This is a genomic window from Lacinutrix neustonica, from assembly GCF_026625145.1.
In the GTDB taxonomy this organism is placed as follows: domain Bacteria; phylum Bacteroidota; class Bacteroidia; order Flavobacteriales; family Flavobacteriaceae; genus Lacinutrix; species Lacinutrix neustonica.
This window is the reverse complement of record NZ_CP113088.1, coordinates 3,859,795-3,876,254: the sequence shown is the minus strand read 5'-3', so window position 1 is coordinate 3,876,254 and position 16,460 is coordinate 3,859,795. Positions and strand designations below refer to the sequence as shown.

Annotated in this window: 9 protein-coding genes and 4 pseudogenes; 9 read left to right on the top strand and 4 right to left on the bottom strand. The window is 35.6% G+C overall.

The annotated features are described in order from the left end of the window. Positions 1-17: 17 nt before the first annotated feature. Both glmM and N7U66_RS20990 read right to left on the bottom strand, forming a co-directional pair. Entirely contained in the window at positions 18-1,406 is a 1,389-nt protein-coding gene (gene glmM / locus N7U66_RS20995) for a phosphoglucosamine mutase (RefSeq protein ID WP_267676795.1), read from the bottom strand. Beyond that, complete coding sequence (locus tag N7U66_RS20990; protein ID WP_267676794.1) at positions 1,407-2,468, bottom strand: acyltransferase family protein; 1,062 nt, start codon at positions 2,466-2,468, stop codon at positions 1,407-1,409. 41 nt (positions 2,469-2,509) lie between these two features. Between N7U66_RS20990 and N7U66_RS20985 the strand changes: the two are divergent. From N7U66_RS20985 to N7U66_RS20975, 3 genes and pseudogenes are all read left to right on the top strand, one after another. Further along, positions 2,510-3,104 (top strand): annotated as a pseudogene (locus N7U66_RS20985) (acyl carrier protein phosphodiesterase). A gap of 108 nt (positions 3,105-3,212) precedes the next feature. Next, positions 3,213-4,867, top strand: a pseudogene (gene ggt, locus N7U66_RS20980) (gamma-glutamyltransferase). A 225-nt stretch (positions 4,868-5,092) separates the two neighbouring features. Beyond that, entirely contained in the window at positions 5,093-5,851 is a 759-nt protein-coding gene (locus N7U66_RS20975; RefSeq protein WP_267676793.1) for a VWA domain-containing protein, read from the top strand. 325 nt (positions 5,852-6,176) lie between these two features. On the opposite strand, the gene N7U66_RS20970 is transcribed toward N7U66_RS20975, so the two are convergent. Beyond that, positions 6,177-6,344, bottom strand: a complete 168-nt coding sequence (locus N7U66_RS20970; protein WP_267676792.1) for a hypothetical protein — start codon at positions 6,342-6,344, stop codon at positions 6,177-6,179. Continuing rightward, complete coding sequence (locus N7U66_RS20965; protein WP_267676791.1) at positions 6,331-6,744, bottom strand: hypothetical protein; 414 nt, start codon at positions 6,742-6,744, stop codon at positions 6,331-6,333. Before N7U66_RS20965 ends, N7U66_RS20970 begins: the two co-directional genes overlap by 14 nt. A gap of 222 nt (positions 6,745-6,966) precedes the next feature. Here N7U66_RS20965 and uvrA point away from each other — a divergent pair. From uvrA to N7U66_RS20940, 6 genes and pseudogenes are all read left to right on the top strand, one after another. Further along, positions 6,967-9,798, top strand: a pseudogene (gene uvrA / locus N7U66_RS20960) (excinuclease ABC subunit UvrA). 126 nt (positions 9,799-9,924) lie between these two features. Next, positions 9,925-10,092 (top strand): lmo0937 family membrane protein, encoded by a 168-nt coding sequence (locus N7U66_RS20955; protein ID WP_267676790.1) that lies wholly within the window; start codon positions 9,925-9,927, stop codon positions 10,090-10,092. Between the two features lie 131 nt (positions 10,093-10,223). Then, positions 10,224-10,913, top strand: a complete 690-nt coding sequence (locus N7U66_RS20950) for an LOG family protein (protein WP_267676789.1) — start codon at positions 10,224-10,226, stop codon at positions 10,911-10,913. Between the two features lie 500 nt (positions 10,914-11,413). Then, positions 11,414-13,330, top strand: a complete 1,917-nt coding sequence (locus N7U66_RS20945) for a hypothetical protein (protein WP_313791334.1) — start codon at positions 11,414-11,416, stop codon at positions 13,328-13,330. Beyond that, positions 13,281-13,823, top strand: coding sequence for a hypothetical protein (locus tag N7U66_RS22370; RefSeq protein ID WP_313791333.1), 543 nt, complete (start codon positions 13,281-13,283; stop codon positions 13,821-13,823). Before N7U66_RS20945 ends, N7U66_RS22370 begins: the two co-directional genes overlap by 50 nt. Positions 13,824-13,982: 159 nt before the next feature. After that, positions 13,983-16,394, top strand: a pseudogene (locus tag N7U66_RS20940) (alpha-ketoacid dehydrogenase subunit alpha/beta). Positions 16,395-16,460 lie beyond the last annotated feature (66 nt).

Genomic DNA, 16,460 nt, shown 5'->3' with positions numbered 1-16,460 from the left:
AGTATGCCAATTAAGTACTAAATGCTCGCTATCTCTTTAATTTCAGAAATTATTTTATCTGCCAAATCATCTGCTAATTCTTGTAATTTCGCTTCTGTATAAATCCTAATGATGGGTTCGGTGTTGCTTTTTCTCAAATGTGCCCAGCTTTCTGCAAAGTCTATTTTAACACCATCAATAGTGGTTAACTTTTCACCTGCATATTTTGCCTCCATCGCTTTTAAAATCGCATCAACATCAATTTCTGGAGTTAATGCAATTTTCTTTTTACTCATAAAGTAGCTGGTATAGGTTTTGCGTAATTCACTAACAGACAGCTGCTTTTCTGCTAACAAGCTCAAAAATAAGGCCACTCCAACTAAAGCATCTCGGCCATAATGCGATGCGGGATAGATAATCCCTCCATTACCCTCTCCTCCTATTACGGCGTTGTTCTTTTTCATCAATGACACTACATTGACTTCTCCAACAGCACTCGCTTCATAGCTTCCTCCATGCTTTTCTGTAACATCTCGTAAGGCTCGCGTGGAACTCATATTGCTCACAGTATTCCCAGGATTCTTACTCAACACGTAATCTGCACAAGCCACTAAAGTATACTCTTCGCCAAACATCTCACCGTTTTCATCCATAAAAGCCAACCGATCAACATCCGGATCGACTACAATTCCAAAATCTGCCTGGTGTTTTTTCACTTCGTTAGATAAGTCGCCTAAATGTTCTTTTAAAGGTTCTGGATTATGTGGGAAATGACCATTCGGTTCACAATATAACTTCACAGGGTGCACACCTAAACGTTCTAACAACAAAGGAATAGCAATACCTCCTGTAGAATTAACACCGTCGACAACCACTTTAAAATTAGCAGCTTCAATTGCTTCTTTGTTTACATATTCTAAACCCATAACATGATCGATATGCAAATCTATGTAGGCTTGATTTTTTGTTATTTTCCCTAAAGCGTCGACGTCTGCAAATTGCATCGCATCACTTTCAGCGATCTCTAAAATTTTAGCACCTTCTTCAGCATCCAAAAACTCCCCTTTTGCATTTAACAACTTTAAAGCATTCCATTGTTTCGGGTTATGACTTGCTGTTAAAATAATACCTCCATCTGCATACTCCATGGGTACTGCAATTTCAACCGTTGGTGTTGTAGACAATCCCGGATCTATAACATGAATACCTAAACCTACGAGCGTATTCATTACTAGATTCTGAATCATTTCGCCGTAAATACGTGCGTCCCGACCAACCACAACACGGTAATCTTGTTTGTTACGTTGTGTTTTAAGCCATGTTCCATAGGCTGAAGCAAATTTTACTGCATCAATTGGAGTTAGGTTTTCTCCCACTGCTCCGCCAATAGTTCCACGGATGCCTGATATAGATTTTATGAGTGTCATTTATCTGTATTTATTTTTTAATTTTAGAAAATAAGTTTCAAAATAATTATAAGAAAAATGTGCTAATAAGATAGTGAAAAATAAGGTCAATACATTCAGTAAAACTATCGTTAAAACATCATTAATTACAATCATTTTCTTCAATTGCAAAAATAAGAAAACCATAGCATTGAGCACTATCACATGATACATATAAATGCCATAAGAAATAGTTCCTAAATAATTAAGCCCCTTATTTTTTATTACAAACCCCTGTGTGTTAAAGCTTATTGTATGAATAAACAAACTAAATACTATGGCAGTAACCAAATTATAAATGATAATAGAATCGAATTGTAACCAATTGGTAAAAAAATAAAAAAGGGTCAATACCACTATTAATAGTGGTATTGCTTTTGATTTTTTTAAAAAGGTTAACTTTTGTTGGGTTTCCAAAAGCGCTATAATACCCCCTGAAAGGATAAAGAAGTAAACGCATTGAAAACGCCTGAGCACATAGAAAAAATCGAAGTGAAAAATTAAAAAATATAAAACGGTAATGAATACCAATACTCGAACTACTCTCGTATTCTTAATGAGCAGCATTAAGGGTGCAATCATGAGGTAGAATTGCTCTTCTATGCCTATAGACCACAAAATTTCTAAAATCCCTCCAGGTTTAAATAGCGTGCTAAAAACATTGGGAAATACTAAAAGGAGTGCCAGATCTTTAACTTCGTAATTAACTTCGAAAGGCATCCCTAAAACTGGCAGCACAATGTTATAAAATAGCAAACCAAAGCTCACAATTAAAAAATATAGCGGAAGAATTCGTAGGGCACGTCGTGCATAGAAATTCTTAACTGAAAAAGTACTGTTTACCTGAGCCTTATAAATTTGACTTATTATCAAAAAACCACTTAAAACAAAGAACATGTACACTGCTTCAGTGCCCTTATGAAAGATGGGAAAGACATTGTAATATGGTAAACCTTGATTTTGAGATAATTGTGGCAAGTGGAAGATTAAAACCAAAAACGCTAAAACAAAGCGCAAGGGGTTTAAATTTGGAAGTCTTTTCAATTAAATAGATTTTAAGCGTTAAAAATACATATATTTATTTTATGAATTTTCTCGCACACATTTATCTTTCTCGGAAATAACAAAAGCGTTACCATTGGCAATTTTATAGCAGATGGTATTCGTGGGAAACGCTACCAAAAGTATCCAAAAGACATTCAAACAGGCATATTATTACATCGTCAAATCGATACGTTTACAGACGCGCATAAAACAGTTAGACTAAGCACAAAAAGACTACATAAGAACTACAGTCATTACTCCGGCGTTATTGTCGATATTCTTTACGACCATTTTTTAGCAAAGAACTGGAGTAACTATTCTAATATCCCTTTGAGCAAATATGTCGATGATTTTTATGATTCGCTTCAGGATCATTTTGAAATTCTGCCTAAACGGATTCAGCACATGATGCCTTATATGATTGCAGACAATTGGTTACTAAGCTACGCTTCAATAGGAGGCATTACTAAAGTATTGGAGGGCATGAACCGTAGAACGCATAATCGGTCTCAAATGAACTTAGCCGTTAACGAACTGGAAGAGTTCTATCAAGACTTTGAAGCCGAGTTTACCAGTTTTTTTGAAGAGCTCATTCGTTTTTCCAATAAAAAATTATTAGAAATAGAAAACAGATAAAACCAATCCATAACGTTAAATATTTCGTCACATGCCGTTTGGAACCTTACCCTCTTTAAATAAAATGAATACCCTATGAAACTAAATTCGCTATATCCTTATTTTTTAATGATTGTCCTTTGCTGTTCATGCAAACAAAACAGGCCTGTTCGTGGACTCATCACACAAAAAGCAATGGTCGTCTCTGCACGTTTGGAAGCCTCCCAAATAGGCAGTGCTATACTCGAGCAAGGTGGAAATGCGTTTGACGCTATGATTGCTACGCAATTAGCATTAGCAGTGGCTTACCCTTATGCAGGGAATATTGGTGGTGGCGGATTTATGGTCTATAGAGAACATGATGGCAGCATTGGGAGTCTCGATTTTAGAGAAAAGGCACCTTCGGCCGCTACAAAAGATATGTATTTAGATTCTTTAGGCTCTGTTATTCCGATTTAAGTACCCGAGGCGCTTTAGCCGTTGGTGTCCCAGGCTCTGTCGCAGGCATTTTTGCAGTGCACGAAAAATTTGGAAGTCTACCTATAAAAGCCTTAATAAAACCTGTGATTGAACTAGCAAAACGAGGTGTTGTCGTTACAAAAAAACAAGAAATACGCACCACCGAAAAGCAAGAAGATTTTAAACTTGCTAATAGAGACACGATTTTATTTTATAAGGCATGGAAAGAAAACGACACGATTAAATATCCAAAATTAGCCAAAACCTTAACACGCATAATGAACAATGGTCTTGATGAGTTTTATGTGGGAGAAACGGCAAAAATTTTAACCCATTTTATTCAAGAAAACGGTGGTGTTTTAAGCTTAGAAGATTTAGCTAATTACGAAGTGAAATGGAGAAGACCTGTCACTTTTGAGTACGAGGGCTTAAACATAATTTCTATGGCACCACCTTCTAGTGGTGGAATCGCACTGGCCCAAATTATGAAATCGGTTGAACCGTATGATCTCGCAAAGTATGGTCATAATTCAGTAGAAACCATTCAAGTTTTAGCCGAAGCCGAACGTCGCGCTTACGCAGATAGAAGCTACTATCTAGGAGACCCGGATTTTATATCTGTACCTCAACATGAATTGTTGAGTGATGACTATTTAAAAAAACGCATGGCAGACTTTTCTTTTGAAAAAGCAACACCTTCCAATGACGTCTCTCATGGAAAAGTGGATATTATTGAAAGCAATGAAACGACTCACTACTCTATCGTGGATCAATTTGGAAATGCCATTGCAGTCACAACAACCTTAAATAGTGGCTTTGGTTCTAAATTATTTTGCTCAGAGTTAGGGTTCTTTTTAAATAATGAAATGGACGATTTTAGCAGTAAGCCTGGTGTACCAAATATCTATGGCTTAATGGGTGCTGAAGCCAATGCTATTCTACCGGAAAAACGCATGCTTAGCTCCATGACACCTACTATTGTTGAGAAAGACGGTCAGTTACTTATGAGTATTGGAACCCCTGGCGGTTCTACCATTATAACCTCTGTATTACAAACCATTTTGAATGTTCATACGTTTAATATGACTATGCAGCAAGCGGTTAATGCACCACGGTTTCATCACCAATGGTTACCCGATGAAATTAGAATGGAACCCCATGTGTTTTCAAAAACAACAATAAAAACTTTAGAAAAGAAAGGGTATATAATCAACGAAGAACGCTCACCGGTTATAGGTCAGGTGGATGCCATTTTAGTATTACCTGATGGTCGTCTCGAAGGGGGTGCCGATTTTCGAGGAGATGATGCTGCAGTAGGCTTTTAAACTAAAATAACTAAAGACAACGCCGCTGCGCATAGTACAATAGGAGACTATTTTAATTGTAAACAATTGACACATGCGCAGGCCTTTGAAGAAAACATCATGATACGTGTGAAGAATGATACAATCCTTTTATCTTTACCTCCTTTTTAATATTAAGTCGACAAAAAAATGTAGGCCTTTTTTCTAATAATAAGGCACAAAATAAGACCACAGATTCCTTTTTAAATGAAAACAAGAAAAAAATTAACGCTTAAAAGAATATTAAAAATCAGCATTGGAATTATTATATTCTTCACTCTACCTACAGTGCTTCTTTATGGTTTCTTATATTTTAAATACAATGAAGCTTTACCAGTAGGAACTCAAGGTAAAGAAGCAGATGCCTTAGCTGTTAAAATGTTGAATGCTTTAGATTATGACGCTTACAAAGCAACTGATTACATAGAATGGACCTTTAAAAAACGTCATCATTATAAATGGAATAAGACCAAAAACACCTGTGAAGTCTATTGGAAAAACTACAAAGTCCTTTTGGATTTAAATAAGCAATCAGAAAGCGTCGCGTTTCAAGATGACATAAAAATTGAATCAGAAAAACAACAACAAACCATACAAAAAGCAATTAATTATTTTAATAACGATTCCTTTTGGCTTGTCGCCCCTTACAAGGTTTTTGATACCGGAGTAGAACGCACTTTAATAACGCTTAACGATGATGAGAAAGCCTTATTAATAACTTATACCTCCGGAGGGTCTACCCCAGGCGATTCTTATTTATGGCATTTAGAGGAAACAGGGCGACCAACAAGCTTTCAAATGTGGGTAGACATCTTACCTATAAACGGCTTAGAGGCGACCTGGAGCGATTGGACGACGACGTCAACTGGCGCCATATTACCAACCTTTCACAAGTTACTATTTACGGGATTAGAGATGGAGGGCATAGAAAGCGCTTACCTCGAGAGTAGTGAACCAATTAAATAATACGGGCATGGTTATTATTTTTATTAGTCTTCGTTAAAAGACATTAAAACTTACTATTTGAATAATAGAATAAGCGTCATTAGAATATATAGAGAAACGACTAAACAGTTGGGGTAATGCTATCCTTTCATATGCTTCACGCCTTCTGTAATTAAGTTTTTTTCTATGTCTCACCATTATCGATTATTACTATTGCTATTCTTTTTTTCGCCAGTCTTATCAATAATTCTTTCATTTAAAAAAGGATGACTACATTATTAAAAGCCTTCACTCTATCTAAATTTAAAAAAAATGCATTGTTTATGTTTCAATTTAATCTCAATACTTATTTGCATATTTTTTCTAAATAATCGATGACGGCTTGCACTTCCTCAAGAATATCATACCATGTAGTTATCTGTCGGATGCGCCTAAATTCGACCCGAACGCTTTCATGCTTTAGAAGATCTTTAGCCTCCTTCAAACTGTCTTTTGCCGATTCACGGTTCGGCATTGTCAGCCGCTGTTTTTGCAGCAGTAATAACTTCTATGACTTGTCTCATTTTTCGTGTACCTGGTGTTGGTGGTACTGGTGGAGGAATAGGTAATCCAGGGCCTGGCATTGGTGGTTGAAGTACATTGAGAACATTCTGAATCTTGGTTTTAATTTTATCCATTTCTGTAATAAAATTGAGATAGGTTATAACCGCACTAAACACACCAGGTAAAGCATATGGTATTTTAGGAGATAAAATTGGTGGATTTTGGAAATCCTTAAACCCACTAAGTCTTATAAACTCACTCAATTTATAATCGAATAATACCGCTGTTTCATAAGTACTAACAGCACTTTCTAAACGCTCTTCGACGAGCTCTAAACGCTCTTTTTCCGATAAACTTCCTTCTTTTTTCATCCGACACTTATTTAATTAATAATTCATTTTAGTTTGTGCTACTAATCAATTATTAAATCAGGGATCAATTCGAAGGGATATAATAAATTAAAATACAAAAAAAAGTCCGTATCTACAAATTTGAAAAAGTTAAAACCCAGTAGACCTAAAAACAATGTGTTACAGATTAAATTTACTTCCTTTTCTACTTCAAAAACAGTACCTTTGCAGCTTTGCTTTTCTATGACAAATTTCGAAGAAAATATAGAGGTACTAGGTGCCGGAGTTCACAATCTCAAAAATATTGATGTCACGATTCCCCGTGAAAAACTGGTGGTCATTACTGGCTTGTCCGGTAGTGGGAAATCGTCACTCGCTTTTGATACTATTTATGCCGAAGGCCAAAGGCGCTACATCGAAACTTTTTCGGCTTACGCCGGACAATTTTTAGGCGGTTTAGAACGACCAGATGTCGATAAAATTGATGGTTTGTCTCCTGTAATCGCCATCGAGCAGAAAACTACTAGTAAATCACCACGGTCTACAGTTGGAACCATAACAGAAATTTATGATTTTTTAAGACTGCTCTTTGCCGGAGCAAGTGACGCTTACAGTTATAATACTGGTGAGAAAATGGTGAGCTACAGTGATGCGCAAATAAAAGCATTGATTATTGAAGATTTCAAAGACAAACGCATAACTATTTTATCTCCTGTTGTGCGCTCACGGAAAGGACATTATCGTGAACTCTTTGAACAAATAGGAAAACAAGGGTTTGTAAAGGTACGTACCGATGGTGAGATTGTAGACATCACAAAAGGCATGAAGCTGGACCGTTATAAGAATCATGATATTGAAATTGTCATCGATCGGCTTAAAATTGACGATACCACAGAAAATAATAAACGTTTAGATGAAACCATTAATACCGCCATGTATCATGGCGAGGATATCTTAATGGTGATAGACCAAGACACACAAGAAGCCCGTTATTTTAGCCGCAGCTTAATGTGTGCTACCTCCGGAATATCATACCCAAATCCAGAACCTAATAATTTTTCTTTTAACTCACCAAAAGGCGCTTGCGATTATTGTAACGGTATTGGCACCTTGTATCAAGTGAATGAGAAAAAAATTATCCCGAGACGATTCGTTATCTATTAAAAATGGCGCCTTAGCACCACACGGACCAGAAAAGAAAAGTTGGATTTTTAAACAGTTGGAATTGATTGCAGAGCGTTATCAATTTAAAATGACCGATGCATACAAATCTATTCCTGCCGAAGCAAAACAAGTGATTTTATATGGGGGAAACGATAAATTTTCTGTTGAAAGCAAAACACTCGGGGTCACCAGAGAATACAAAATTGACTTCGAAGGAGTAGCTACTTTTATTGATAATCAGTATAGAAATGCTGAATCGACCTCTTTACAACGCTGGGCGAAAGATTATATGGATAAAGTAGAATGTCCAGTTTGCGAAGGTTCACGTTTAAGAAAAGAATCGTTATACTTTAAAGTCAACGAAAAAAACATCGCTGAATTAGCCAATAAAGACATTGTTGAGTTGGCCAAATGGTTTGAAGATTTACATAAACACCTTTCAGAAAAACAACTAAAAATAGCTGAAGAAATTATAAAAGAAATTAAGGCTAGACTACAGTTTTTAGTCGATGTTGGTTTAACCTACTTGTCTTTAAATCGAAGTTCAAAGTCACTTTCAGGAGGCGAAGCACAACGCATTCGTTTGGCCACACAAATTGGTTCTCAGTTGGTCGGTGTACTTTATATATTAGACGAACCTAGTATTGGCTTGCATCAACGCGACAATGAAAAATTAATTAATTCCTTAATCGCTTTACGAGATATTGGGAACTCGGTCATTGTGGTTGAGCACGATAAGGACATGATTGAACGTGCCGATCATGTTATTGACATTGGTCCTAGAGCAGGAAAACATGGTGGTGAAATTATTAGCCAAGGCACACCACAGGAACTTCTTAAAGAAAACACACTTACTGCCGAATATTTAAATGGTAAACGAGAAATTGAAGTACCTAAAAAGCGTCGTGAAGGGAATGGCAAGTTTATTGAATTAAAAGGCTGTACTGGAAACAACCTAAAAAACGTTTCGGTAAAAATTCCTGCGGGTAAAATGATTGGTGTTACTGGGGTTTCGGAAGTGGCAAGTCGACTTTAATTAACGAAACACTCTACCCCATTTTAAACGCCTATTATTTTAATGGCGTAAAGAAACCAATGCCTTATAAAAGTATTAAGGGTTTAGAGCATTGCGATAAAGTTATTGATATTAATCAGTCTCCCATTGGTAGAACACCTCGTAGCAATCCAGCAACGTATACCGGAACCTTTGGTGAAATCAGAAGTTTGTTTGCTAAAATTCCTGAAGCGATGATTCGTGGTTACAAACCGGGACGTTTTAGTTTTAATGTTGCAGGCGGTCGATGCGAAACCTGCAAAGGAGGAGGTTTACGCGTTATAGAAATGAATTTCTTGCCGGACGTTTATGTAGAATGTGAAACCTGCCAAGGCAAACGTTTTAATCGTGAAACCTTAGAGATTCGTTATAAAGGAAAAAGCATTAGCGATGTGCTTAACATGACTATGAATGAAGCTGTTGATTTTTTTGAAAACATCCCGAAAATTCATAAAAAACTAAAAACTATTGTCGACGTTGGCTTGGGATATATTACCCTTGGACAACAAAGCACAACGCTTTCCGGTGGTGAAGCCCAACGCATTAAATTAGCTACAGAATTAAGTAAACGCGACACTGGAAACACTTTTTATATCTTAGATGAGCCCACGACAGGCTTACATTTTGAAGACATTCGTGTGCTCATGATTGTATTAAACAAACTCGCTAACAAAGGCAATACGGTATTGATTATTGAACACAACCTAGATGTCATTAAAACAGTAGATCATATTATAGACATTGGATATGAAGGTGGTCAAGGTGGCGGAAAAATAATAGTGGAAGGCACACCGGAAGAAGTTGCCAAACACAAAAAAAGCTATACTGCAAAATTCCTAAAAAAAGAATTAAAGTAAGATAAATACTACATAATAATTCGTTTTTGGTGCATTTACTATAAATATTAACTCTTAAACTTAAATTGTTATTATTAATCGTAGAATTAATTATCTTAGATTCAATTAACCAATAAATTTAAAATTATGAGAAGTATTCTTTGGCTTGTAGCTGTAGTATTAATTATTGTTTGGCTTTTAGGATTATTAGGTGTCGTTCCTGGAATTGCAACAGGTGGTTTAATCCACATACTTTTAGTCATTGCAGTAATAGTGATTCTATATAATATTATTAGCGGACGCAAAGTATTATAATATACTTAAGCATAAATATTACAAAGCAACCTGGAAATGGTTGCTTTTTTTATTTTAATAATTTAGCTGTTACGTCACTATTTCTGTTAAATTTGTCATTCTTAAATAGCATAGAAACGAAACATATCATAATGAAAAAAGAACAACATCATAAAGGGTGGAATGAAAATAAAACAAACGATTCATGGGCGATTTTCAAAATCATGGGTGAGTTTGTTAAGGGCTTTGAAAAAATGAGCGAAATAGGACCTTGTGTTTCTATTTTTGGATCTGCAAGAACTAAGCCTGATCATAAGTATTATAAATTAGCCGAAAGTGTTGCAAAAAGCATTTGCGAAGCAGGTTACGGTGTCATTACTGGTGGTGGTCCTGGTATTATGGAAGCTGGGAATAAAGGCGCTCATTTAGCCGGAGGTACTTCTGTTGGCCTTAATATTGATTTACCTTTTGAACAACACGACAATCCGTATATTGATAATGACAAGAGTTTAGATTTTGATTATTTCTTTGTGCGCAAAGTGATGTTTGTAAAATATTCTCAGGGGTTTGTAGTCATGCCAGGTGGATTTGGAACATTAGATGAGCTTTTTGAAGCGATTACACTTATACAGACCAACAAAATCGAAAAATTCCCTATTATTTTAGTAGGTAAAGACTTTTGGTCGGGCTTAATCGATTGGATAAAAGAGACCATGTTAGATAGATTTACCAATGTAAGTCCTGGAGATCTTGATTTAGTGCATTTAGTAGATACTGAAGATGAAGTCGTCGATATCTTAGATGCCTTTTATAAAGAGTATGGATTGAGTCCAAATTTCTAAAAGTTAAACTCACGTTAATCTCATACTATTCGCTTCAATTTTCACGTTATTAGTAAAAAAAGCGTTGCACACCCTTTGAAAAAAAAGACCTAATACCTTTTCTATGCTTTATTTTAAGTGTTTCGGCGATAAGCCAAAACAGCATTGATATTAAAGCAGAATTTGAAGTAGAAAATAAAAGCATTACTATTGAACAAACCATTCAATATTATAATGATAGTAATGAAGCCCAAGACTTTATTTATTTAAATGACTGGAGTCATAGTTATTCCACAAAAAAAACGCCTCTAGCAGAGCGATTTGCCCAAGAATTTAAAAACACCTTTCATTTTGCAAAAAGTGAAGACCGCGGATTTACAGATATTGCCTCAATACAATCTGATGGTCTTGATTTAAACTTTGAAAGACTAGAAAATCATCCTGATGTTATAAAAGTCGCACTAAAGACCCCTTTTGTTCCCAATGGACACTATAATTTAAAGTTAAAATACACCATACAAGTGCCTGATGATAAGTTTACGCGTTATGGTGTAGACGATTACGGAAATTATTTTTTACGCTATTGGTATATTACACCAGCTTTTTTTGATGGTACATGGCATTATTATAGCAACAAGGATTTAGACGATGCGTTTGTACCAAAAGCAGATATCTCCTTACAAGTAACCTATCCCAAGACATATACTTTAATTAGTGAATTAGATGAACAGCAAACCATAGAAATAGGCAATAACAACGTGCGCACTTCTCTAAAAGGAATAGATCGCGTGAATACCAAGTTGTTTTTAAACAAAGTGAATTTATTCAAACTAGTAGAAACTGATTATTTTACGATTCAATCTAATATTGACGAAGAAGGTTTAAAACCAATAGAAGTTGCACTTATCTCAGATAAAGTGGCCGCATTTATCACAAAAAATCTTGGTAAATATCCGCACAAAAAAATCTTACTCACCAAAATAGACTATAAAAAAGATCCCATTTATGGATTAAACTTACTACCTGATTTTGTAAGACCGTTTTCAGATCATTTTCAATATGAATTAAAGCTTTTAAAAACGACACTCCGCAACTATCTGGAAAACACTTTGCTTATTAATCCAAGAGAAGACCAATGGGTTTTAGATGGCATTCAAACCTATTATTTAATTAAATATGTTGAAGACAATTATCCCGACATGAAAATTTTAGGAAACTTGGCTGATGTATGGGGGGTTAGAGCTTTTCATGCCGCTGATTTAAAATTTAATGATCAATATGGTTTTTTATACATGCACATGGCCCGTTCAAACTTAGATCAGCCTTTAAACATGCCTAAGGATTCGCTTCTTAAATTCAATAAAAATATTGCTAATAAATATAAAGCAGGGGTTGGTCTTAATTACTTGGATGCTTATGCCAATGGTGCTGAAATAAAAACGATTATTCACCAATTTTTAATAGATAACAAGTTAAAAAATACTTCTGCCGCGGCATTTGAAAATGCGGTAAAAACCCAAACAAATAAAAATGTAGATTGGTTTTTTAAGGATTATGTGGGTTCAAGCAAAAAAATTGATTTTAAAATTAAAAAAATTGAACAAACTGAAGATTCTTTAAAAGTCACTTTAAAAAATAAGAATGATCATAAAATGCCCGTGTCATTATTTGCCATGAAAGACGACACTGTGGTATCAAAACAATGGGTTGAAGGATTTAAAGACCTTAAGACCATTACAATACCAAGGGATAGCGCAGATAAATTAGTTTTAAATTACGATTCTAAAATCCCTGAGATTAATTTAAGAAATAACTGGAAATCATTAGGAGGATTCTTTTCAAACAATAAGCCCCTCCAATTTAGATTGTTTAAGGACATTGAAGACCCCAATTACAGTCAGGTTTTTTTTATGCCTGAATTTGACTACAATTTTTACGATGGCCTTTCTCCTGGGTTGAAACTTTATAACAAAACCTTATTATCTAAAAATTTTCTATACCGTGTAAGTCCAAAATACGCCATTAAAAGCAAGCAAATTGTAGGTAGTGCTTCGGTAAGCTATGCCGACAGACGTGATGGTGTTTCTAATTATTATACCAAGTATGGTATTAGTGGATCGTACTATAACTATGCTCCAAATTTGTCGTATACGTCATATACCCCTTATATTGATTTCAGATTTAGAAATCCTAATGACTTGAGAGATAACAGGAAAAGCTACTTAAATTTTCGATATGTAAATATTGATCGCGAAGTTGATTTAACTGGCGAATTTGAAACTGATGGAGAGCCTAAATACAGTGTCTTTAATGCGCGATATGGCCAAAGCGATCCCAATTTAAAAAAATTCAGTTCGTGGTTTACCGATCTACAATTGGCTAAACAATTTGGAAAGATCTCTCGGCACACTAGAATTAAGAACACTTACCGAAAATAATAGACAGTATAATCTACGCTTATTTGCTGGTGCCTTTCTTTATAACAACACCTACCAAGACACTGATTTTTTTAGTTTCGCTTTAGATAGACCTACAGATTATCTTTTTGATTATAATTACCTTGGTCGCTCTGAAGAAGCAGGACTATTAAGCCAACAATTAATTGTTGCCGAGGGCGGTTTTAAATCTCAATTAGAGTCGGCTTTTGCAAATCAATGGATAACGACTGCCAATGCAAGTACAACTATTTGGCGTTATATTATGGCTTATGGCGATATGGGACTCGTCGCTAACAGGACCGAAACACCTAAATTTGTTTACGATTCCGGAATTCGCTTGAATTTGGTAGAGGATTATTTTGAGCTTTATTTCCCAATTTACTCAAATAAAGGCTGGGAAATAGCACAACCAAATTACGACCAAAGCATCCGTTTTATTGTCACACTATCTCCCAACACCTTACTAAAATTATTTACAAGACGCTGGTATTAGTCATTGAATTATTTCTAACAAAAATTCAATAATTTAATTTTAATTACACTTTTAACGTATTAACCTCCATTTAATTAAGAATTTAGTAATTATTTAGGATTTAAGGCTCTTGCAAGTCTCATCCCTTTTGACTATTTTTGTTTCAAATACATGACCATTATGCAAGCAAAATCTGACTTAAATAAAGAGCTCTCTTTCGAAGACTTTAAAGCACAAGTTTTAAATGATTATAAGATTGCCGTAACCAGTCGGGAATGTAGTTTGCTTGGGCGTCGTGAAGTATTAACCGGAAAAGCCAAGTTTGGTATTTTTGGTGATGGTAAAGAAGTCCCACAATTAGCTTGGGCTAAAGCCTTTAAGGATGGTGATTTCCGTTCAGGATATTATCGTGACCAAACCTTTATGATGGCCATTGGTGAGTTAACAATACAACAGTTTTTTTCTCGATTATATGCGAACACAGATATCGCTTTAGAACCAATGTCTCGGTGGAAGACAAATGGGAGGTCATTTTTCTACCTTTAGTTTAGATGAAAACGGAGATTGGAATAACCTTACCAAACAAAAAAATTCAAGTGCCGATATTTCACCTACCGCAGGGCAAATGCCTAGATTATTAGGTTTAGCACAGGCCTCTAAAATTTATAGAAATGTTGAAGGTATTGATACCACCAAGTTTTCTGTTGAGGGTAATGAAATTGCATGGGGCACTATTGGAAATGCAAGTACTAGTGAAGGCTTATTTTTTGAAACCATAAATGCTGCTGGTGTTCTACAAGTGCCTATGGTAATAAGTGTTTGGGATGATGAGTATGGTATTTCGGTACACGCCAAATACCAAACCACAAAAGAAAATATCTCTGAAATATTAAGCGGTTTTCAAAGAGAAAAGAATAGTAAGGGGTACGAAATTCTTCGTGTAAAAGGATGGGATTACGTCGCACTCATGGAAACCTATCAAGAGGCTGCAAAGATAGCTAGAGCAGAACATGTTCCAGTATTAATTCATGTTAATGAGTTAACACAACCGCAAGGACACTCGACCTCCTGGTTCACACGAACGGTATAAAAACAAAGAGAGACTCTCGTGGGAAACGGCCAATGACTGTAATGTAAAATTACGAGAATGGATGATAGAAACGAGTATCTCTACCGACGAGGAATTGTCGGAGCTTGAAAAAAGTATTAAAAAAGAGGTTCGAGAAGGAAAAAAAGCAGCATGGGATGCGTATTTAAATCCGCTTTTAGAAGAAAGAAAGGAAGCCTCAAATAGGATTGCTCAAGTGGAAACATCTAGTAGTAACAAAGTGTTTATTGAGAAAATAAACAACGAATTATTGGCTATAAAAGAACCTAACCGTAAAGATGTCGCTTCTGCTTGCAGACGAGTATTGCGCTACGTCATTTCGGAAGAATCTTCAGCTAAAACCGAATTAATACAATGGATTGATGGTTTCTTTAAAAGTGTTCAGCCAAAATACAGTTCTCATTTACATAATGAATCTGCTACTGCTGCCACCAATATAAAAGAAGTAAAACCAACATACACTGCTGAAAAAGAAGAAGTGGATGGCCGTGTAGTGTTACGTGATAATTTTGATAAAATTTTCAGTAAATATCCGCAATCTTTAATTTTTGGAGAAGATTCGGAACGATTGGCGATGTAAATCAAGGTTTAGAGGGCTTACAAGAAAAATATGGCGAGTTACGTGTGTCAGATGCTGGTATTCGTGAAGCGACCATTTTAGGTCAAGGTATAGGTATGGCCATGCGTGGGTTAAGACCCATTGCCGAAATTCAGTACTTAGACTATATCATGTACGCATTGCAAATTATGAGTGATGATCTAGCGACTTTACTGTACAGAACTAAAGGAAGACAAAAAGCGCCACTAATTATTAGAACGCGTGGTCATAGACTGGAAGGTATCCGGCATTCGGTTCACAAATGGGTGGGATTTTAAATCTTATTCGGGGCATTTATGTTCTTGTTCCTAGAAACATGACCAAAGCGGCTGGTTTTTATAATACCTTACTTGAAAGTGATGAACCTGCCTTAGTAGTAGAATGTTTAAACGGCTATCGTTTAAAAGAACAAAAACCAACTAACTTTGGTGAGTTTAAAACACCAATTGGTGTGGTAGAAACAGTTAAAGAAGGCAATGATATTACCTTGTTGTCTTACGGTTCCACATTAAGAATCGTACACGACGTTGCTAAAGAATTACATCAAATAGGGATTGATGCTGAAGTTATTGATGCACAATCATTATTGCCTTTCGATTTAAATCATGACGTGGTAAAAAGTATAGCAAAAACCAATCGTTTGATGATTATAGATGAAGATGTCCCTGGAGGTGCTTCAGCCTATCTTTTAGACAAAGTCTTAAACGAACAAAATGCCTACGAGTATTTAGATAGCAAACCAATGACCTTAACCGCTAAAGCACACAGACCTGCTTATGGAACAGATGGAGATTATTTTTCTAAACCTTCTGCTGAGGATATTTTTGAAGCGGTTTATGGTATCATGCACGAAATGAATCCAAATGACTTTCCTAAGTTGCGATAAAAACAAGAACTTAAAGGTAGCCATTAATAGTGCGCAATTGTATTCATAAAAACAAATATAGCCTAG

Excerpts from the sequence above, each read along its gene's own strand:
- N7U66_RS20955 (WP_267676790.1), top strand. The coding sequence starts at position 9,925 with ATGAGAAGTATTCTTTGGCTTGTAGCTGTAGTATTAATTATTGTTTGG.
- N7U66_RS20965 (WP_267676791.1), bottom strand. The coding sequence starts at position 6,744 with ATGAAAAAAGAAGGAAGTTTATCGGAAAAAGAGCGTTTAGAGCTCGTC.
- N7U66_RS20950 (WP_267676789.1), top strand. The coding sequence starts at position 10,224 with ATGAAAAAAGAACAACATCATAAAGGGTGGAATGAAAATAAAACAAAC.
- N7U66_RS20970 (WP_267676792.1), bottom strand. The coding sequence starts at position 6,344 with ATGCCGAACCGTGAATCGGCAAAAGACAGTTTGAAGGAGGCTAAAGAT.
- glmM (WP_267676795.1), bottom strand. The coding sequence starts at position 1,406 with ATGACACTCATAAAATCTATATCAGGCATCCGTGGAACTATTGGCGGA.
- N7U66_RS20975 (WP_267676793.1), top strand. The coding sequence starts at position 5,093 with ATGAAAACAAGAAAAAAATTAACGCTTAAAAGAATATTAAAAATCAGC.